This window comes from Nocardioides sp. 31GB23, from assembly GCF_040012395.1.
Classification (GTDB): domain Bacteria; phylum Actinomycetota; class Actinomycetes; order Propionibacteriales; family Nocardioidaceae; genus Nocardioides; species Nocardioides salarius.
Genome location: NZ_JBDYKJ010000040.1, coordinates 14,000 through 31,366, shown reverse-complemented (window position 1 = coordinate 31,366; position 17,367 = coordinate 14,000). Strand labels below are relative to the sequence as shown.

The following is a 17,367-nucleotide window of genomic DNA, read 5'->3' as shown; positions in this document are numbered from 1 at the left end:
GCCGGGTCGGCGCGAAGTTCAGGCCGGGTCGGCGCGAAGTTCGGGCCGGGTCAGCGCAGGCCGGTGGTGCGCTCGAGCGCCAGCTGGATCAGCTCGTCGACCAGCTCGGTGTAGGACATCCCCGTGGCCTCCCACATCTTCGAGTACATCGAGATGGGGGTGAAGCCGGGCATCGTGTTGATCTCGTTGAGGAGCACCTCGCCGTCGGGGGTGACGAAGACGTCGACGCGCGAGAGCCCCTCGGCGCTGATCGAGTCGAAGGCCTGCACCGCCACCTCGCGCACCCGGGCGGCGACCTCGTCGGGCAGGTCGGCGGGGGCCTCGGTGCGCGCGTGGGAGTCGGAGAGGTACTTGGCCTCGAAGTCGTAGAAGCTCGCGGCCCCGTGGTCGACCACGATCTCGCCAGGCACGGAGGCGCGGGCGGGCCCGCCGGCCCGGCCACCGAGCACCGCGCACTCGATCTCGCGGCCCTCGACGCCCTGCTCGACCAGCACCTTGGGGTCGTGGGCGCGGGCCTCCTCGACGGCGTCGGCGAGCCCGGTCAGGTCGTCGACGCGGGTGACGCCCAGCGACGAGCCGGCACGGGCCGGCTTGACGAAGACGGGGAACTCCAGCGCCTGCTGCACCCGCTCCACCACCGCACCGGGGTCCTGCTCCCACTCGGCGGGACGCACCACGACGTACGGCGCCACCGGCAGCCCGTGGCCGGCGAAGACCAGCTTCATGTAGTGCTTGTCCATGCCCACGGCCGAGGCCAGCACACCGGCGCCGACGTAGCGCACCCCCGCCAGCTCGAGCAGCCCCTGGATGGTGCCGTCCTCGCCGTAGGGCCCGTGCAGCAGCGGGAAGACCACGTCGACCGGGCCCGCCTCGGTGAGGCTGGCCAGCGCGGGGCCCGACCCGGTCGTCACCTCCGGCAGCCGGCCGGAGGCCAGCTCCCACTGCGTCGGGTCGCCGGAGGCCAGCACCCAGTCGCCGTCGCGGGTGATGCCGATCGGCAGGACGTCGTACTTGTCGCTGTCGATCGCGCGCATCACGCCGGCGGCGGTCGCCGCCGAGATCGCGTGCTCGCCGGAGCGTCCGCCGAAGACGAGCGCCACCCGGGTCCTGCGGGCGGGGGTCTCGGGCGAGGGGGTCTCGGTCATGGTCCGCGACCCTACTGAAGGCTCGCGGCCACCTCGTCCAGGCGCGCCCCGCGCGAGGCCTTGAAGAGAACCGCGTCACCCTCGGTGACGTGCTCGGCCAGCCAGGCCGTCGCGGCCGCGTTGTCGGCGAGCAGCAGGCCGCGCTCCCCCGCGCCGTCGTGGATGCCGCACGCCGCCTCGCCCACGACCACCACCACGTCGACGCCCCGCTCGGCGGCGTACGAGCCGACGCCCCGGTGCTCGTCGTGGCTGGTCGCCCCGAGCTCGCGCATCTCGCCGAGCACGGCGACGGTGCGGCGCACCGCGGGGTCGGCGCCGATCGAGGCCAGCGCGTCGAGCGCGGCGCGCATCGACTCGGGGTTGGCGTTGTAGGAGTCGTTGAGCACCGTGACGCCGCTGGGCAGCTCGCTGAGCTCCATGCGCCACTGCGACAGCGACGCGACCTGGCCCAGCGCCGCGCCGACCTCCTCGACGCCCAGCCCCGCGGCGACGGCGGCAGCGGCCGCGGCGGCCGCGTTGAGCGCCTGGTGGGCGCCCACCAGCTGCAGCGTGACCGGCACCCGCGACCGCGCGGTGACCAGGGCGAAGGACGGGCGGCCGAGCCGGTCGAGCGCCAGCTCCTCCACGCGTACGTCGGCGGCCTGCTGCGCCCCGAACGTGACCACCCGGCCGCGGGTGCGCGCGGCCATCGCGGCGACCCGCTCGTCGTCGGCGTTGAGCACCGCGGTGCCGTCGGCGTCGAGCGCCTCGACGAGCTCGCCCTTGGCCTCGGCGATGGCCTCGCGGGAGCCGAACTCGCCCAGGTGCGCCTGCCCCACGTTGAGGACCAGCGAGACGTCGGGGCGCACCAGGGCCGCCAGCTCGGCGATGTGGCCCCGGCCGCGGGCGCCGAGCTCGAGCACCAGGTAGCGGGTGCCGGTCTCGACGCGCAGCGCGGTCAGCGGCATCCCCAGCTCGTTGTTGAAGGAGCCACGGGTGGCGACCGTCGGCGCCGCCTGCGCGAGCACCGCACCGAGGAGGTCCTTGGTCGAGGTCTTGCCCTGCGACCCGGTGATGCCCACGACCGTCAGCCCGCCGGCGGCGCGCACCTGCTCGACGACGTGGGCCGCGAGGCGCTGCAGGGCCAGCCTCGGGTCGTCGACCACCACGGTCGAGAGCCCGGTGGGCCGGCTGCCCAGCACGGCGACCGCGCCCCGCTGCCCCGCCTGCTCGGCGTGCTCGTGGCCGTCGACGTGCTCGCCGACGAACGCGGCGAAGAGGCTGCCCGCAGTGGCCTCACGCCCGTCGATGACGACCGGCCCGTCGACCACGACGTCCGCGTCGCCGACCACCTCGCCGTCCACCACGGCGGCGATCTCGGCCAGCCGCAGCGCGATCACGCGAGCCCCTCGGGGAGCGTCCAGGAGCACGACTCGGGGCACGTCTCGGGGCACGTCCGGTTGGCCAGCGTCATGGGGCGTCACCCTAGTCTGTGGCCATGAGCGAGACTCCCCAGCCCGCCACCGTCGCCGTCCACGCCGGACGCCCCCCGCACGAGGCCGACCGGCCCCTCAACGAGCCGCTGACGATGGCCTCGACCTTCGTCGCCCTTGGCGACCGCGAGTACGGCCGCTACGGCAACCCCACCTGGGAGGCGTTCGAGGACGCGCTGGGGCGGCTCGAGGGCGGCACGGCGCTGGCCTTCTCCTCCGGCCTGGCCGCCGTGGCCACCGTGCTCGACCTGGTCGGGCACGACGCGCTGGTCGTGGCCCCCGACAGCGCCTACAGCGGCAGCCTGGCCCAGCTCGCCGACCTCGAGATGCGCGGGCGGGTCCGCAGCCGGCTGGTCGACATCGCCGACACCGACGCCGTCGTGGCCGCCTGCGAGGACGCCGCGCTGGTGTGGGTCGAGACCCCCACCAACCCCAACCTCGACATCGCCGACCTGGCCCGCATCGTCGAGGCCGCCCACGCCGCGGGCGCCTACGTCGTCGTCGACAACACCTTCGCCACTCCCCTGGTGCAGACCCCCCTGGCCGAGGGCGCCGACATCGTCGTGCACTCCGCGACCAAGTACCTCGGCGGCCACAGCGACCTGCTGCTCGGGGCGCTGGTGACCAACGACGAGGAGCTGGCCGGGGTGCTCAAGGGCCGCCGCGACCTCTTCGGCGCCGTGCCGGGCACCCTCGAGTCGTGGCTGGCGCTGCGCGGCATGCGCACCCTGCACCTGCGCGTCGAGCGGGCCACCGCCAACGCGGTCGAGCTGGCCCGGCGCTTGGCCGAGCACCCCGCCGTCGCCCGGGTACGCCACCCGGGCTTCGGGGCGATCGTCTCGGTCGAGCTCGCCGGCGGCGCGATGGCCGCCGACCTGCTGACCCGCAAGACGAAGCTGTGGGTGCACACCACCAGCCTCGGCGGGGTCGAGTCGACCCTCGAGCGCCGGCGCCGCTGGAAGCTCGAGCCGACCACCGTCTCCGAGGCGCTCGTGCGGCTCTCCGTCGGCGTCGAGGACGTCGACGACCTCTGGGCCGACCTCTCCCGGGCGCTGGACGACCTCACCGTCTGAGCGCCTCTGCGTACGGCGGTCGCGCCAGCCGGCGCCACTTCCCCTACGCCGTGGGGTCACCGGGTCTCGGCACGCCTGACGCGCCTTCGCAGGCTCAGGCGCGGGCTTGCTCGACCTCCTCCGCGTCGCGCCCTCGCGAGCTCGGGCGCGGCTCCGGATCAGTCAGTCTCGGCCTTGGTGTCGCGGGCGAGGACGGCGTCCATCATCTCCTGCGCGGTCATGTGCCCCGCGACGACCTCGTCGACGTAGCGCGCCACCGGGGCGTCGCAGCCGACCTGCTCGGCCAGGGCCCGCAGCGACGAGCACGACTTCGCACCCTCCGCGACCTGGCTGGTGCTGGCGTAGATCTCCTCGGTGGTCATCCCCTGGCCCAGCTTCTCGCCGAACGAGCGGTTGCGCGACAGCGGCGAGGAGCAGGTGGCGACCAGGTCGCCGAGCCCGGCCAGGCCCATCAGCGTCAGCGGGTTGGCGCCGAGCTTCATCGCCAGCCGCGCGGTCTCCGCGAGGCCGCGGGTGATGATCGAGGCCGTGGTGTTGTCGCCGAAGCCCAGCCCCACGGCCATGCCGACCGCGAGGCCGACGACGTTCTTGTAGGCGCCACCGAGCTCGCAGCCCAGCACGTCGACCGAGGTGTAGGGACGGAAGGCCGGCGAGTGGCAGCGCTCCTGCAGCCGCTTGGCCACCGCCTCGTCCTCGCAGGCCACCACCGAGGCGGCCGGCTCGCGCCGGGCGATCTCCTTGGCGAGGTTGGGGCCGCTCACGACGGCGATCCGCTCGGGGCCGGCACCGGTGACCTGGTGGATCACCTCGCTCATCCGGTTGAGGCTGCCGAGCTCGACACCCTTCATCAGCGAGACGAAGACGGCGTCGTCCTCGACGTGCGGCGCCCAGGCGGTGAGGTTCTCGCGCAGCGACTGCGACGGCGTCGCCAGCACCACCATGTCGGCGCCGTGCAGGGCCTTCTCGACGTCGGTGGTCGCGTCGACGCTCGGCGGCAGCTCGATGCCGGGCAGGTAGTCGGCGTTCTCGCGGCGCTCGTTGATGCTCTCCGCGATCTCGGGGCGCCTGGCCCACAGGGTGACGTCGTTGCCGGCGTCGGCGAGCACGACCGAGAAGGCCGTGCCCCACGACCCGGCACTGAAGACGGCGACCTTGCCGTGCGTCGAGGAGCTCATGCGGTGTCCTTCCGGTCCTGGGGGTGCCCGTCGGCCGGCGTGCCGCCGCGGCGCATGTCGAAACGCTCGGCCGGCGCCTGCTGGCCGCGCACCTGCTCGACCAGGGTCGTGATGGCGGCCATGATCCGGTCGGTGGCTCGCTGCACCGCGACCGCGCGGGTGCCCTGCTCGTCGTGCTGGCCGCTCAGGTCGGCCAGGTCGACCGGGTCGCCCACGAGCATCGTGACCTTCTTGCGCGGCACCAGGTGGGGCACCTTCGTGTACGGCGCCAGCAGCTCCTGGGCGCCCCACTGGCCCACCGGGACGACGGGGCAGCCGGTCGCGAGCGCGATGCGCGCGGCGCCGGTCTTGCCGCGCATCGGCCACAGGTCGGGGTCGCGCGTGATGGTGCCCTCGGGGTAGACCACCACGCACTCGCCGCGGCGCACGGCCTCGACGGCGGCGTCGTAGGCCCCGACCGCCGAGGTGGTGGCGCGGTGCACCGGGATCTGGCCGGCGGCGCGCAGGAAGAAGGCGAGCAGCCGGTTGCGGAAGAGCCCCGACTTGGCCAGGTAGCGCGGTAGCCGGCCGTGGTCGTAGAGCAGGTGCGCCGCGAGCAGCGGGTCGACGTGGGAGACGTGGTTGAGCACCAGCACGAAGCCACCGGTCGCAGGGATCCTCTCGCCGCCGCGCCAGTCACGACGGGTGGTCGCGAGCAGCAGCGGCTTGACGATCGGCACGGCGCAGCTGAATGCCCAGCCGCGGGGTTGCTGCAGCTTGCGAACGGTCACGCGTCTCCTCGCCAACGGTGCCGGAGCAGGGTCCCTCCGACGTGGACCTGCAGGCTACTCGCAGCCGGCCCGCCGAGCGTGCAGCGACGCCTGCGAGGATGAGCCGCGATGAGCACGACGTCCCGCCCCGGTCACCGTCCGCCCCCGGCGCGCGACGGCTGGGTGGCGCTGGTCCCGGTGAAGCCACCGGCGCGCGGCAAGTCGCGGCTGGTGGGCCTCGACGACGACAGCCGCCGCGAGCTCGCGGCGGCCTTCGCGCTCGACACCGTGACCGCCTGCCTGGCCACCCCCGACGTGGGGCAGGTCCTGGTCGTCACCGACGACGCGGGCTTCGCGGGCTCCCTGCGGGCGCTCGGCGCCGCCTGCATCCCCGACGGCGACTCCGGCGACCTCAACGCCACGCTCTGCCAGGCCGCGGCCGAGGCCGAGCGCCGGTGGCCGACGTTGCGGCCGGTGGCGCTGTGCGCCGACCTGCCGGCCCTGCGCCCCCACGACCTGGCGGCCGGGCTCGAGGCCCTGGGGGTGGCGAGCAGGTCGGCGCCGGCGTTCGTGCCCGACGCCGCCGGGGTCGGCACGACCGCCTACGCCGCGGCGTACGACGACTTCGCCCCCCGGTACGGCGGTGCCTCGCGCCGGGCGCACCTCGACGCCGGCTGCACCGAGGTGGCCCACGCCCCGGCCACGCTGCGCCGCGACGTCGACGACCTGGTCGACCTGCAGGCGGCCACCGCGCTGGGCCTGGCGCCGCGCTCCGCCGCGGTGGTCGCGGCGCTGGGCATCTTCTGACGTCTGCGGACGCGGACGGCGGGCCGCCCCCCGCAGGAGGCGACCCGCCGCAGCGGGGACCGGATCAGGAGGACGACGAGGAGCTGCCGCTGCTCGAGGTCTCCGTGCCGGCCGAGGACGTCGACTTCTTGGCAGCGGTCTTCTTCGCGGGTGCCTTCTTCGCGGGTGCCTTCTTCGCCGGCGCCTTCGTCGCGGTGGTCTTCTTCGCCGGTGCCTTCTTGGCCGGCGCCTTCGTCGTAGTGGTCTTCTTCGCCGGTGCCTTCTTGGCGGGTGCCTTCTTGGCCGGTGCCTTCTTGGCGGCGGTCTTCTTCGCGGGAGCCTTCTTGGCCGGCGCCTTCTTGGTGGGCGCGGCCGCCGACTCGGTCTTCTGCGCGCTGGCCCTGGTGCCCGCGGCCTTCTTGGCGGGCGTCTTCCTGCCCGCGGCCTTCTTGACCGTGTCGACGGCCATGGCCGCCGGAGCGGTGGCCGCGGCGACGGTCATCGCAGGCAGCTTCTTGGCCCCGGAGACCACGTTCTTGAGGTCGGCCCCGGGGGTGAACTTGGGGACGGCGGTCTTCTTGGCCTGGATCCGCTCACCGGTGCGTGGGTTGCGCACCCACCGGGCCTCACGCACCCGCTTCTCGAACGACCCGAACCCGGTGATGGCCACCTTCTCGCCTCGCGAGACCTCGCGCGTGATCGTGTCGAGGACCGACTCGAGCGCGTGGGCCGCCGCCTTCCTGTTCCCCTCGTAGCGCGCTGCCAGCGCGTCGATGAGCTGAGACTTGTTCACTCCGCTACCCCTTCGACCAGACCTCGGCAGCACGGCGCGCTGCCCGATGTTCCCTGCACGCTAGGGACTCGTGGCCCGGGTCACAACGGCCACGCCGAGGAACGTGTCGACGTACGCCGCCGCCGGAGGCTGCTCAGGCGCGGATCGTCAGGGGCTTCCAGCTCGGCCGGTCGGCCTCGAAGGAGCTGATGTCGTCGTGGTGGCCCAGCGTGATGCCGATGTCGTCGAGGCCCTCGAGCAGGCGCCAGCGGGTGTAGTCGTCGATGTCGAAGGAGTCCTCGATCGCGTCCTCGCCCTCACCGGCACGCACGGTGCGCGACTCGAGGTCGACGGTGATCGCCGCGCCCGGGTCGGCCTCGAGCAGGTCCCACAGGCGCTGGACGACCTTCTCGTCCACCTGGGCCGCGAGCAGCCCGGCCTTGCCGGAGTTGCCGCGGAAGATGTCGGCGAAGCGCGAGGAGATCACGACCTTGAAGCCGTAGTTCTGCAGCGCCCACACGGCGTGCTCGCGCGAGGAGCCGGTGCCGAAGTCGGGTCCGGCGACGAGCACCGATCCCTGCGAGTAGACCGGGTGGTTGAGCACGAACTCGGGGTCGTTGCGCCAGGCCGCGAAGAGACCGTCCTCGAAGCCGGTGCGCGTGACCCGCTTGAGGTAGACGGCCGGGATGATCTGGTCGGTGTCGACGTTGCTGCGCCGCAGCGGGACGCCGATGCCGGTGTGGGTGGTGACCTTCTCCATGTGCTTCTCCGTCTCAGGCGAGGTCGGCGGGCGAGGACAGGGTGCCGCGCACGGCGGTCGCCGCGGCGACGGGGATCGAGACCAGGTGGGTGCGCCCGCCCTTGCCCTGACGACCCTCGAAGTTGCGGTTGGAGGTCGACGCGCTGCGCTCCCCCGGGGCGAGGGTGTCGGGGTTCATGCCCAGGCACATCGAGCAGCCCGCGCCGCGCCACTCGGCGCCGGCCTCCTTGAAGACGACGTCGAGGCCCTCCTCCTCGGCCTGCAGGCGCACCCGCACCGAGCCGGGCACCACGAGCAGCCGGGTGTCGGGCGCGACGGTGCGGCCCTCGATGATCTCGGCCGCCAGGCGCAGGTCCTCGATGCGGCCGTTGGTGCAGGAGCCGATGAAGACCGTGTCGACGCTGACCTCGCGCATCGGGGTGCCGGCCACCAGGGCCATGTAGTCCAGCGCCTTCTGCGCCGCGACCCGGTCGGAGGCCTCCTCGAAGTCGTCGGGGTGCGGCACCGAGGCGCCCAGCGGGACGCCCTGACCGGGGTTGGTGCCCCAGGTGACGAAGGGGGTCATCGTCGAGGCGTCCAGCACGATCTCGGCGTCGTACGTCGCGTCGTCGTCGGTGCGCAGGCTCGTCCAGTGCTCGACGGCGGCGTCCCAGTCGGCGCCGGTCGGCGCCTCGGGACGGCCCTCGATGTAGTCGAAGGTGGTCTGGTCGGGCGCGATCAGCCCGGCCTTGGCGCCCCACTCGATGCTCATGTTGCACACCGTCATCCGCGACTCCATCGAGAGCTCCTCGATGGCCTGGCCGCGGTACTCCACGATGTAGCCCTGGCCGCCGCCGGTGCCGGTGTGGGCGATCAGGTTCAGCACCATGTCCTTGGCGGTCACGCCCTCGGGCAGGCTGCCGTTGATGGTCACCGCCATCGTCCTGGGCCGGGCCTGCATCAGCGTCTGGGTGGCCAGCACGTGCTCGACCTCGGAGGTGCCGATGCCGAAGGCGATCGCGCCGAAGGCGCCGTGGGTGCTGGTGTGGCTGTCGCCGCAGACGATGGTCATGCCGGGCTGGGTCAGGCCCAGCTGCGGGCCGACGACGTGCACGATGCCCTGGTCGAGGTCGCCGAGGGGGTGCAGCCGCACCCCGAACTCCGCGGCGTTGCGGCGCAGGGTCTCGACCTGGGTGCGCGAGACCGGGTCGGCGATCGGCTTGTCCCAGTCGAGGGTGGGGACGTTGTGGTCCTCGGTGGCCAGGGTCAGGTCCGGGCGGCGCACCTGGCGCCCGGCCAGGCGCAGGCCGTCGAAGGCCTGCGGCGAGGTCACCTCGTGCAGGAGGTGGAGGTCGATGTAGAGCAGGTCGGGCTCTCCCGCGGTCGAGCGGACGACGTGCTCGTCCCAGACCTTCTCCGACAGGGTCCTGCCCATGACGCGCTCCTTCGTACGGTTCGTGGACGATGCTGAACAGGAAACGAGCCTACGTCCCCGATCCCAGTTCGTGAGACGCGAGTCCCGAAATGCGAGACATCCACCCTGAGCGCAGTCTTTGCCGAGCGTGGACGAGACCCCGGTCACAAGACTTGCATCCCATGATTTGAGACGAGAGTATTGGCATATGGACAGCAGTGGAGTGGGAGTGCTCGACAAGGCCGCGATCGTGCTGACCGCGCTCGAGGCCGGCCCGGCGACCCTGGCGGGACTCGTGACCGCGACCGGGCTGGCGCGGCCCACGGCGCACCGCCTGGCGGTCGCGCTCGAGCACCACCGCCTCGTGGCCCGCGACATGCAGGGCCGCTTCGTGCTCGGTCCGCGGCTCTCCGAGCTCTCCGCGGCCGCCGGCGAGGACCGCCTGCTGGCCACCGCCGGCCCGGTGCTGGCACGGCTGCGCGACATCACCGGCGAGTCCGCCCAGCTGTGGCGCCGCCAGGGCGAGCACCGGGTGTGCGTCGCCGCCGCCGAGCGCCCCTCGGGCCTGCGCGACACGATCCCCGTCGGCTCGCAGCTGACCATGCGGGCCGGCTCGGCCGCCCAGGTGCTGCTGGCCTGGGACGACCCCGAGCGGATGCACCGCGGCCTGCAGAACGCCGCCTTCTCCGCGGCCGCCCTCTCCGGCATCCGTCGCCGCGGCTGGGCCCAGTCGGTCGGCGAGCGCGAGCAGGGCGTGGCCTCGGTCTCCGCCCCCGTCCGCTCCCCCAGCGGCAAGATCATCGCCGCGGTCTCGGTCTCCGGCCCCCTCGAGCGGCTCTCGCGCCAGCCCGGACGGATGCACGCCCCCGCCGTGCTCGCCGCCGCCGAGCGGCTCTCGGAGTCGCTGCGCCGCGCCGCCGCCGAGAGCGCCTGAGCCAGAAGCGCCGGAACTAGAAGCGCAGCTAGAACAGGCCGTCCTGCTCGATGCCGAGCAGCACCTGCTTGCGCTCCAGCCCGCCGGCGTACCCGGTGAGCGTGCCGTTGGCCCCGATGACCCGGTGGCACGGGATCACCACCGGGATCGGGTTGCGCCCGTTGGCCAGCCCGACCGCCCGGGAAGCGGCGTGGGTCATGCCCAGCGCCCGCGCCACCTCGCCGTACGACGCCGTCTCGCCGTAGCCGATGGTGCGCAGCTGGGCCCAGACCCGCTGCTGGAAGTCGCTGCCGACCGGCGCCAGCGGCAGGTCGAAGTCGCGCAGCTCGCCGTTGAAGTACGCCGCCAGCTGGCGCACCGCCTCGGCCAGCACCGGGTGGTCGTCGCGACGCTCCCCCGGGTCGGGCGCGCCGGCCTCGGGGTAGGGCGAGAACTCCACCGCCGACAGCGCGCCGTCGCTCTCGACGAGGCGCAACGGCCCGATCGGGCTCTCGGTCTCGGTCCACATCTCAGTCGTCCTCCGGGTCTGCTCGGGGCGGGGCGGGCATCAGGGTCTGCCACAGGTGCATCAGCGCGTAGGAGCGCCACGGGCTCCACTGCGCCGAGCGGGCGATCTCGGTCGCGGGGTCACGACCCAGCCGGGTCAGCGCGGTGCGCACCCCCAGGTCGGTGGGCAGGAACACGTCGGGGTGGCCCAGGGCCCGCATCGCGACGTAGTCGGCGGTCCACGGGCCGATCCCGGGCAGCGCCACCATCGCGGCCCGCACGTCGTCGCGCTGCGGGCCGCGGTCGAGCGCGAGGTCGCCGGCGGCCAGGGCGGCGCTGAGCGCGACGAGGGCCCGACCTCGCGCCCGCGGCATCGGCAGCGTCTCGGGGTCGGCCTCGGCGAGCGTCGCGGCGCTGGGGAACAGGTGGGTCAGGCCCGGCACGCCCGTCTCGACGCGGCGCCCGTGGGCGGCCACGATCCGCCCGCCCACGGTGCGGGCCCCGGTGACCGAGACCTGCTGGCCGACGACGGTGCGCACCGCGGTCTCGTCGCCGTCGACCTGGCCGGGCAGCCGCAGCCCCGGTGCGCGGCTCACCAGCGGCGCGAGGACCGGGTCGGCGCCGAGGTGCTCGGCCACCGGGAGCGGGTCGCAGTCGGCGTCGACGAGGCGGCGCACGCGCTCGACGGCCGCGGTGGTGTCGCGCAGGTCGGTGAGCCGGAAGTGCGCCACCACCATCGCCACGCCACCGACCGGCGCCTCGTCGATCGCCGGGTCGAGGTCGACGCGCACGGTGCCGGGCCCGTGCGGCAGGTCGAGGGTGCGGGCGTACCAGCCCGGTCCGGCCGTCTCGACGCCCGGCACGAGGTGGTAGGCCAGGAAGCCGAGCAGCGCCTGCCCGGCGAAGGGGGTGCGCACCGCCAGGCGCAGCGAGATGCCTCCCGCGGTGGGCGCCCCGGCGCCGCCCCGCCCCCGCAGCTGGCCCGGGGTCTGCGCGTAGACCTCTCGGACGGTCTCGTTGAACTGCCGCACGCTGGCGAAGCCGGCCGCGAAGGCCACGTCGCTCAGCGGGAGGTCGGTGGTCTCGATGAGCACCCGCGCGGTCTGGGCGCGGCGCGCGCGGGCCAGGGCCAGCGGGCCGGCGCCCAGCTCGGCGGTCAGCAGCCGGGTCAGGTGCCGCGGGCTGTAGCCCAGCCGGCGCGCCAGCCCGTCGACGCCCTCGCGGTCGACGACGCCGTCGGCGACCAGGCGCATGGCCCGGCCCGCGGCGCCGGCCGCGACGTCCCAGTCGGGGCTGCCGGGGGTCGCGTCGGGCAGGCACCGCTTGCAGGCCCGGAAGCCGGCCCCCTGGGCGGCGGCGGCGCTGGGGTGGAAGGTGACGTTGCGCGCCGCCGGCGTGCGGGCGGGGCAGGAGGGCCGGCAGTAGATCCCGGTCGTGCGCACCGCGGTCCAGAAGACGCCGTCGAAGCGCCGGTCGCGCGCCTTGACCGCGGCGTAGCAGGAGTCCGCGTCGAGTCCCTCCAGGCCGGTCATGGGCCCATCCTCCCCCACGGCACCCATCCGCACTGGCGGGAATCGGACGCCACCAGGAGCCGCCCGGGCGCCGGGTGTCGCGCAGATCACCACGGGTCGGGGAGAATCACCGGGTGGACGACGACCAGGACCTCAGCACCGACCGGCCCGCGCCGCGTCCCGGGCGCCGCCGGCGGATCAGCGCCGAGCGCCGCCACCGCCGGACCGTGTGGCGGGTGGTGCTCATCAGCCAGCTGTGCCTGGCGCTGCTCACCGCGGGGACCGTGGCCGTGGCCTACGACCGGCTCGACTCCGGCCTCGAGGTGCAGGACATCGAGGACCAGCTGATGAACCGTCCCGAGAAGAAGGAGGTCGAGGGGCCCAAGGAGCCGCTCAACATCCTGGTGCTCGGTACCGACGACCGGGGCTGCGAGGGCTGCGCGATCGACGGCGAGTCGGGCGGGGGCGGCTCCGACACGACGCTGCTCATCCACGTCTCCGCCGACCGCAAGGACGCGTACGGCGTGTCCCTGCCGCGCGATGCGCTGGTCACCCGCCCCGACTGCATGGCCGAGGACGGCAGCACCATCCCGGGGGCCGAGCTCGCGATGTTCAACACCGCCTTCGCCGAGGGCGGCGCGGCCTGCACAGTGCAGACCCTGGAGCAGCTGACCGGGGTGCTGATCGACCACTACGTGACGGTCGACTTCAACGGCTTCGTCGACATGGTCGACGCCGTCGGCGGTGTCGAGGTGTGCCTGCCCAAGGAGGTCGCCGACCCGAAGACCAAGATCTACCTCGACGCCGGCACCCAGGTGCTCGACGGCGAGGACGCGCTGAAGTACGTGCGCGAGCGCTCGGTGCTCTCGGCGAACTCCGACATCGGCCGGATGAAGCGCCAGCAGGCGTTCATCGCCTCGATGGTCAACAAGGTCGTCTCGGCGGGCACGCTGACCCGCCCCGACCGCGTCTACGGCTTCCTCAAGGCCGCGACCGGCTCGTTGACCCTCGACGCCGACCTCGACAGCCTCAGCAGGCTGGCCGACCTGGCGCTGCAGTTCCGTGAGACCGGGCTGAGCGACATCAAGTTCATCAGCGTGCCGTTCGAGGCCTACGAGCCCGACCCCAACCGGCTGGTGTGGACCGACGACGCCGACAAGCTCTGGACCCGGATCAAGCGCGACAAGCCGCTGAGCCCGACGCTGAAGGAGGGCTCGATCAACGCCGCCGACCCGGTGGGCGGCGACGGGGGCCCCTCTGCCTCGCCCAGCGACCCCACCGGGGGGCCGGACGACGAGCCCAGCGCGAGCGCCGAGCCGGAGGACGACGCCCCTACCGAGCAGGAGCAGGCCGAGGCGCTCGCCAACGGCCTGTGCGCCTGACCCGGCCCGTATCTCGCGCTGACCCGGCCCGAACTTCTCCAGCCCGAGAAGTTCGGGCCGGGTCGTTGCGATGGTGGGGCCGGGTCGGCGAGAACACAGCAGGCCCCAGCCCGAGGGGCTGGGGCCTGCTGTTCCTGCGTGGTACCCCCGACCGGATTCGAACCGGCGCTACCGCCTTGAGAGGGCGGCGTGCTAGGCCGCTACACAACGGGGGCGTGGCAGTCGGATCGGCCTTGCGGCCTCTCCGGAGCAACCTGCGGAACACTAGCCGGAGCCGGCTTTCCGCACAAAATCGCGGGGCTCCGGATCTTCTCGGGGCTCCGCGACAGAGTCGCTGCTCGCTGGGATACTAGGACTCGAACCTAGAATAACTGGACCAGAACCAGTCGTGTTGCCAATTACACCATATCCCACTGGGGGGTTCTTCAGGCCGCCTTTCGGCGCCCCTCAGGACCGGTGGAAACCTTACACGCGGCTGCGCCGAGCAGCCAAAACGGCCACCTCGCCGACGCCCACCGAGGTCGCGATCCCCCGCCTGCGGGCCCACCAGACGACCACGCCGAGGTAGACCAGGCTCTGGGTCATCGTGACCGGCAGGCTCCACCAGGTGCCGCCGGTGGGGTTGAGCGCGGTGGTCATGTCGGTGAAGGCCAGCGCGATCCCGAAGGCCAGGAAGTTGTTGAGCACGTGCATGGCGATGCCGGCCTCGAGGCCTCCCGTGAGCACCACCAGCGCGCCGGCCACCAGCCCGAAGGCCAGCCGGTCCACGAAGACCGGCGGGTCCTGGGGACCGTGCAGCAGCGCGAAGAGCACCGCGGGCACGACCACGGCGAGGACCAGGGCCGTCCGTGCGTGGGCGAACAGCCCCCCGAAGGCCTGGGTCAGGTAGCCGCGGAAGGCGTACTCCTCCCCCGCTGCCTGCAGGGGCGTGAGCAGCAGCACCACGAGCAGGAAGTCGCGGGTGGTGCTGGTGAAGTCGTTGAGGCTGCCGTCGACGGCGACGGTGTCCTGGGCGGGCACCACGGCGGAGACGACCAGGGTCGCCAGCAGGGCCAGGAACGACAGCCCGAAGCAGGTCAGCATCCACCTCCAGCGCAGCCGTCGCGTCACCGAGGACAACCACCCCGGTCGCAGGCCGTGGAGAGCCAGCACGAGCCCGAGGGCCACGGGGATCATCACCGCCCAGCCGAGGTTGACGCCCGCCAGGAACACGGGCGTGATCTCACCCTCCCCGCTCATGAGCTCCCAGGCCGCGCCCGCGTCGAGACCACCGACCCTCAGCGCCGCGAAGAGGACGACGCTCTGCAGCACCACGAAGAGCACGCCGAGCACGCAGACGCCCAGCGCGATCCACCACGCCCGACGAGGCGCCCCCCGCAGCAGGCGGTGGTAGGCCAGCCGCTCGTCGACGCGCACGGTCCTCAGCCCAGCGCGCCACGCAGCCGCGACAGCGACCGGTCGCGCCCGAGCAGCTCCATCGACTCGAACAGCGGCGGGCTGACCCGGCGCCCCGAGATCGCCACCCGCACCGGCCCGAAGGCGTTGCGCGGCTTGAGACCCATCTCGTCGACCAGCTTGGCCTGCAGGGCGTCCTGGATGGCCGCGGTCGACCACTGCTCCAGCGCCTCGACGGCCTCGAGCGCCGCGCGCACGACGCCCAGGCCGTCCTCGGTGAGCAGCTTGGCGGCGTCGTCGGGGTCGATGGCGAAGTCGGCCTCGTCGACGAAGAGGAAGCCGAGCATGGCCGGGGCCTCGCTGAGCTTGTTGATGCGCTCGGCGACCAGGGGCATCGCCAGCTCGAGCAGCCGCGCGTCGGCGTCGCCGACCGGGTCGCCGACCACGCCGGCGTCCTTGAGGAAGGGCAGCACCCGGTGGGTGATCTCCTCGACCGACAGCCGGCGCATCTGCGAGGTGTTGATGGCGTCGGCCTTCTTGAGGTCGAAGCGCGCCGGGTTGGGGTTGACGTCCTTGATGTCGAAGGCCTCGACCATCTCCTCGAGGCTGAAGACGTCGCGGTCGGCGGCGATCGCCCAGCCCAGCAGGGCCAGGTAGTTCATCAGGCCCTCGGGGATGAAGCCCTGGTCGCGGTAGGCCAGCGCGTGCGCCTGGGGGTCGCGCTTGGAGAGCTTCTTGTTGCCCTCGCCCATCACGTAGGGGAGGTGGCCGTAGGCAGGGGTCTCCTCGGCGACGCCGATCGCCTTGAGCGCCTCGAAGAGCGCGATCTGGCGCGGGGTCGAGGAGAGCAGGTCCTCGCCGCGCAGCACGTGGGTGATGTGCATCGTCGCGTCGTCGACGGGCGCGGTGAGCGTGTAGAGCGGGTCGCCGTTGGCCCGGCACAGCGCGAAGTCGGGCACGTGGGTGGTGTCGAAGGTGACGTCGCCGCGCACCAGGTCGTCCCAGGTGATCGAGCCGTCGGGCATCCGGAAGCGCACCAGCGGGGCGCGGCCCTCGGCCTCGAAGGCGGCGCGCTGCTCGGCGGAGAGGTCGCGGCAGAACCCGTCGTAGCCCATCACCTTCGAGCCCGAGGCCTTGCGGCGCGCGTCGACCTCCTCGTTGGTGCAGAAGCACTCGTAGGTGTGCGAGGACGCAGCCAGCTTGGCGAGCACGTCGCGGTAGAGGTCGCCGCGCTCGGACTGGCGGTAGGGGCCGTAGGGGCCGCCCTTCTCGACGCCCTCGTCCCAGTCGAGACCGATCCAGCGGAACAGGTCGAGGATGGCCTGGTAGGACTCCTCGGTCGAGCGCTCCTTGTCGGTGTCCTCGATGCGCAGCACGAAGGTGGCGTCCTGGCCCTGCAGCGCCGCGTGGCGGGCGAAGGCGAAGTTGAACAGCGCCGTGCGGACCAGCCCGACGTGCGGGGAGCCGGTCGGGGACGGGGCCATGCGGACGCGGACGGGGGTGCTCATCGGGTTGCCACCTTGTTCGTGAGGGTGCCGAGGCCGTCGATCGAGATCTCGACCTCGTCACCGGCCTCCATCGGACCGACACCCTCGGGGGTGCCGGTGAGGATGACGTCGCCCGGGAGCAGCGTCATGATGCTGGAGACGTGCGCGACCAGCGCCGGGATGTCGAAGACCATGTCGGCGGTCGAGCCGTCCTGGACGACCTCGCCGTTGAGGAAGGTCTGCAGGCGCACGCCGTCCTTGAACGTCTGGGGGTCGAGGTCGGTCTCGATCCACGGTCCGAGCGGGCAGAAGGAGTCGAAGCCCTTGGCCCGGGTGAAGTGCCCGTCGCGGCGCTGCAGGTCGCGGGCGGTCACGTCGTTGGCGACCGTGTAGCCGTGGATGACGTCGGTGGCCTTCTCGGCCGGGACGTCGCGGCAGATCCGTCCGATGACCACGGCGAGCTCGCCCTCGTAGTGCAGGTCCTGGGTCTGGGGCGGGTAGAAGACCGGGTCGCCCGGGCCCACCACGCTGGTGTTGGGCTTGAGGAACATCATCGGCTCGCTCGGCACGTCGTTGCCCAGCTCGGCGGCGTGGGCGGCGTAGTTGCGACCGATGCCGACCACCTTGCTGCGCGGCAGCACCGGGGCCAGCAGCCGCACGTCGGGCAGCCGGAACTGCTGGTCGAGCAGCTTGACGCCGACGTACAACGGGTCGCCGGCCAGGGCCACGACCACGCTGTCCTCGCTCGGTTGCCCGAGCTCGTCGAGCTCGCCTGTGACCACGCCGTAGAGCGGGTCCTCGCCGGTGGTGAATCTCGCGATGCGCACGCCCCGACCCTAGCGACCTA

16 protein-coding genes and 2 tRNA genes are annotated in these 17,367 nt (G+C 73.2%); 4 read left to right on the top strand and 14 right to left on the bottom strand.

Going from position 1 to position 17,367, the window contains the following annotated elements:
• Window positions 1–50: 50 nt before the first annotated feature.
• The gene (locus tag ABKW28_RS13905) at window positions 51–1,145 is read right to left on the bottom strand and encodes a D-alanine--D-alanine ligase family protein (RefSeq protein WP_193667934.1); all 1,095 of its coding nucleotides are present in this window, start codon (window positions 1,143–1,145) and stop codon (window positions 51–53) included.
• A gap of 11 nt (window positions 1,146–1,156) precedes the next feature.
• Window positions 1,157–2,524 carry a UDP-N-acetylmuramoyl-tripeptide--D-alanyl-D-alanine ligase gene (gene murF, locus ABKW28_RS13900; RefSeq protein ID WP_348610601.1) on the bottom strand — a complete coding sequence of 456 codons (1,368 nt, stop codon included), beginning with the start codon at window positions 2,522–2,524 and terminating at the stop codon, window positions 1,157–1,159.
• A gap of 98 nt (window positions 2,525–2,622) precedes the next feature.
• On the opposite strand from murF, the gene ABKW28_RS13895 reads away from it, so the two are divergent.
• Window positions 2,623–3,690 (top strand): aminotransferase class I/II-fold pyridoxal phosphate-dependent enzyme, encoded by a 1,068-nt coding sequence (locus ABKW28_RS13895; protein ID WP_341230366.1) that lies wholly within the window; start codon window positions 2,623–2,625, stop codon window positions 3,688–3,690.
• A 158-nt stretch (window positions 3,691–3,848) separates the two neighbouring features.
• On the opposite strand, the gene ABKW28_RS13890 is transcribed toward ABKW28_RS13895, so the two are convergent.
• Window positions 3,849–4,865, bottom strand: coding sequence for an NAD(P)H-dependent glycerol-3-phosphate dehydrogenase (locus ABKW28_RS13890; RefSeq protein ID WP_193667931.1), 1,017 nt, complete (start codon window positions 4,863–4,865; stop codon window positions 3,849–3,851).
• Entirely contained in the window at window positions 4,862–5,635 is a 774-nt protein-coding gene (locus ABKW28_RS13885) for a lysophospholipid acyltransferase family protein (RefSeq protein ID WP_348610598.1), read from the bottom strand. The genes ABKW28_RS13890 and ABKW28_RS13885 overlap by 4 nt, the downstream gene beginning before the upstream one ends.
• Window positions 5,636–5,743: 108 nt before the next feature.
• Between ABKW28_RS13885 and cofC the strand changes: the two genes are divergently transcribed.
• Window positions 5,744–6,421: a 2-phospho-L-lactate guanylyltransferase gene (cofC, locus tag ABKW28_RS13880; RefSeq protein WP_348610595.1), complete on the top strand. Its 678-nt coding sequence runs from the start codon at window positions 5,744–5,746 to the stop codon at window positions 6,419–6,421.
• A gap of 64 nt (window positions 6,422–6,485) precedes the next feature.
• On the opposite strand, the gene ABKW28_RS13875 is transcribed toward cofC, so the two are convergent.
• From ABKW28_RS13875 to leuC, 3 genes are all read right to left on the bottom strand, one after another.
• Window positions 6,486–7,193 carry an HU family DNA-binding protein gene (locus ABKW28_RS13875; protein ID WP_348610592.1) on the bottom strand — a complete coding sequence of 236 codons (708 nt, stop codon included), beginning with the start codon at window positions 7,191–7,193 and terminating at the stop codon, window positions 6,486–6,488.
• Between the two features lie 133 nt (window positions 7,194–7,326).
• Window positions 7,327–7,932: a 3-isopropylmalate dehydratase small subunit gene (leuD, locus tag ABKW28_RS13870; protein WP_193667927.1), complete on the bottom strand. Its 606-nt coding sequence runs from the start codon at window positions 7,930–7,932 to the stop codon at window positions 7,327–7,329.
• A gap of 13 nt (window positions 7,933–7,945) precedes the next feature.
• Window positions 7,946–9,346: a 3-isopropylmalate dehydratase large subunit gene (leuC, locus tag ABKW28_RS13865; protein WP_348610585.1), complete on the bottom strand. Its 1,401-nt coding sequence runs from the start codon at window positions 9,344–9,346 to the stop codon at window positions 7,946–7,948.
• Between the two features lie 187 nt (window positions 9,347–9,533).
• On the opposite strand from leuC, the gene ABKW28_RS13860 reads away from it, so the two are divergent.
• Window positions 9,534–10,259 (top strand): IclR family transcriptional regulator, encoded by a 726-nt coding sequence (locus tag ABKW28_RS13860; RefSeq protein WP_193667925.1) that lies wholly within the window; start codon window positions 9,534–9,536, stop codon window positions 10,257–10,259.
• A 28-nt stretch (window positions 10,260–10,287) separates the two neighbouring features.
• Here ABKW28_RS13860 and ABKW28_RS13855 read toward each other — a convergent pair whose 3' ends face one another.
• On the bottom strand, window positions 10,288–10,767 hold the full coding sequence (locus tag ABKW28_RS13855; protein WP_193667924.1) for a methylated-DNA--[protein]-cysteine S-methyltransferase: 480 nt from the start codon (window positions 10,765–10,767) through the stop codon (window positions 10,288–10,290).
• A gap of 1 nt (window position 10,768) precedes the next feature.
• Window positions 10,769–12,277, bottom strand: coding sequence for an AlkA N-terminal domain-containing protein (locus tag ABKW28_RS13850; RefSeq protein WP_348610582.1), 1,509 nt, complete (start codon window positions 12,275–12,277; stop codon window positions 10,769–10,771).
• 113 nt (window positions 12,278–12,390) lie between these two features.
• Here ABKW28_RS13850 and ABKW28_RS13845 point away from each other — a divergent pair, with 113 nt between their 5' ends.
• Entirely contained in the window at window positions 12,391–13,638 is a 1,248-nt protein-coding gene (locus ABKW28_RS13845) for an LCP family protein (protein WP_193667922.1), read from the top strand.
• 139 nt (window positions 13,639–13,777) lie between these two features.
• On the opposite strand, the gene ABKW28_RS13840 is transcribed toward ABKW28_RS13845, so the two are convergent.
• From ABKW28_RS13840 to ABKW28_RS13820, 5 genes are all read right to left on the bottom strand, one after another.
• Window positions 13,778–13,853: transfer RNA gene (locus ABKW28_RS13840), tRNA-Glu, on the bottom strand.
• A 126-nt stretch (window positions 13,854–13,979) separates the two neighbouring features.
• Window positions 13,980–14,051, bottom strand: a tRNA-Gln gene (locus ABKW28_RS13835).
• A 52-nt stretch (window positions 14,052–14,103) separates the two neighbouring features.
• A complete protein-coding gene (locus ABKW28_RS13830) occupies window positions 14,104–15,054 on the bottom strand; it encodes a CPBP family intramembrane glutamic endopeptidase (protein ID WP_348610579.1) in 951 nt (316 codons plus the stop codon).
• A 5-nt stretch (window positions 15,055–15,059) separates the two neighbouring features.
• Window positions 15,060–16,541 carry a glutamate--tRNA ligase gene (gene gltX / locus ABKW28_RS13825; RefSeq protein ID WP_348610576.1) on the bottom strand — a complete coding sequence of 494 codons (1,482 nt, stop codon included), beginning with the start codon at window positions 16,539–16,541 and terminating at the stop codon, window positions 15,060–15,062.
• Complete coding sequence (locus tag ABKW28_RS13820; protein WP_348610573.1) at window positions 16,538–17,347, bottom strand: fumarylacetoacetate hydrolase family protein; 810 nt, start codon at window positions 17,345–17,347, stop codon at window positions 16,538–16,540. The genes gltX and ABKW28_RS13820 overlap by 4 nt, the downstream gene beginning before the upstream one ends.
• Window positions 17,348–17,367: the final 20 nt, after the last annotated feature.

Excerpts from the sequence above, each read along its gene's own strand:
- leuD (WP_193667927.1), bottom strand. The coding sequence starts at position 7,932 with ATGGAGAAGGTCACCACCCACACCGGCATCGGCGTCCCGCTGCGGCGC.
- ABKW28_RS13855 (WP_193667924.1), bottom strand. The coding sequence starts at position 10,767 with ATGTGGACCGAGACCGAGAGCCCGATCGGGCCGTTGCGCCTCGTCGAG.
- cofC (WP_348610595.1), top strand. The coding sequence starts at position 5,744 with ATGAGCACGACGTCCCGCCCCGGTCACCGTCCGCCCCCGGCGCGCGAC.
- ABKW28_RS13905 (WP_193667934.1), bottom strand. The coding sequence starts at position 1,145 with ATGACCGAGACCCCCTCGCCCGAGACCCCCGCCCGCAGGACCCGGGTG.
- ABKW28_RS13850 (WP_348610582.1), bottom strand. The coding sequence starts at position 12,277 with ATGACCGGCCTGGAGGGACTCGACGCGGACTCCTGCTACGCCGCGGTC.
- ABKW28_RS13895 (WP_341230366.1), top strand. The coding sequence starts at position 2,623 with ATGAGCGAGACTCCCCAGCCCGCCACCGTCGCCGTCCACGCCGGACGC.
- ABKW28_RS13890 (WP_193667931.1), bottom strand. The coding sequence starts at position 4,865 with ATGAGCTCCTCGACGCACGGCAAGGTCGCCGTCTTCAGTGCCGGGTCG.
- ABKW28_RS13860 (WP_193667925.1), top strand. The coding sequence starts at position 9,534 with ATGGACAGCAGTGGAGTGGGAGTGCTCGACAAGGCCGCGATCGTGCTG.
- leuC (WP_348610585.1), bottom strand. The coding sequence starts at position 9,346 with ATGGGCAGGACCCTGTCGGAGAAGGTCTGGGACGAGCACGTCGTCCGC.
- gltX (WP_348610576.1), bottom strand. The coding sequence starts at position 16,541 with ATGAGCACCCCCGTCCGCGTCCGCATGGCCCCGTCCCCGACCGGCTCC.